Raw genomic sequence first — 1,155 nt, forward strand, 5'->3', positions numbered from 1 at the left:
AACTTCATACCGAGGCTTTAGCGGGCACTATTGGCCGCGACGACAATGCCACTCATGATATGGAATTGGCGAATTGGTTATCTCAGGATTCAAAAAACTTAAACGAAAACCAGTACGTCGTGGACGATATCGTGGAACGCCTTTCTCCTCATTCTGAAATAGTAGAAGTAGAAACCGAACCGAGATTGGTGCGTTTACGTAAGGTGCAGCACCTCAAACGTAATATTCATGCAAGCTTAAAAACAGGCACAAATGGCGTACAACTGCTTTCTGCATTGCAGCCGACGGCCGCAGTGGCAGGTTTGCCTCGTAAAGAGTCGATGCAGTTCATCCTTGATAACGAGCCGTTTGCTCGTGGCTGGTATGCCGGCTCTATGGGTTACATCAGCCATGAACGCGCAGAGTTTTGTGTGGCAATAAGGAGTGCATTGGTGCTTGGCGATCAAGTTCAGCTGTTTGCTGGAGCGGGTATTGTTCCTGGATCTGTTGCTGAACACGAATGGGCTGAGTTAGATAAAAAGATGTCGACGCTGTTAACGTTGATTTCCGATCATCCGCCGCTTGGAGTGGCATCATGAGTTACGATCAAGCGGTTCTCAATCGAATTTGGTCAGAGACCATTTTGACTGAGCTTCACCGATTTGGTGTGAAGCATGTTTGTATCGCGCCGGGATCGCGTTCGACTCCTTTGACTTTAGAAGCGGCGGAACAGCCGAATTTTTCCATTCATACTCATTTTGATGAGCGTGGATTAGGTTTTATGGCGCTTGGCTTGGCGAAAGCTAGCCAAGAGCCGGTAGCCGTTATCGTGACTTCTGGCACTGCGGTCGCAAACTTGTTGCCTGCGGTAGCAGAAGCTAAATTAACGGGCGAAAAACTGGTTTTGCTTACTGCTGACCGCCCTGTTGAACTCGTCGGTTGTGGCGCAAACCAAGCAATTAATCAGCTTGGGATTTTTTCGCATCATGTATCGGCAAATTTGAACTTGCCAAGTCCGAGTTTAAATACGCCGCTCAACTGGTTACTCACTTCGGTTGATGAGGTGATGTTTAACCAGCAGTTACATGGCAGCGCGGTTCACATTAACTGCGCCTTTCCTGAGCCGCTGTATTCTGACGGGGAAAAAAGCGCTTACCAAAGCTACCTGAACAGTGT

Annotated in this window: 2 protein-coding genes; both read left to right on the forward strand. The window is 48.2% G+C overall.

From position 1 onward, the window contains the following. A partial coding sequence (locus tag R7Q47_RS25715) for an isochorismate synthase (RefSeq protein WP_318090194.1) occupies positions 1-578 on the forward strand: 578 nt, incomplete at its 5' end. After that, a partial coding sequence (gene menD / locus R7Q47_RS25720) for a 2-succinyl-5-enolpyruvyl-6-hydroxy-3-cyclohexene-1-carboxylic-acid synthase (protein ID WP_318090195.1) occupies positions 575-1,155 on the forward strand: 581 nt, incomplete at its 3' end. The genes R7Q47_RS25715 and menD, both read left to right, overlap by 4 nt.

This window comes from Vibrio sp. Vb0349 (assembly GCF_033338975.1).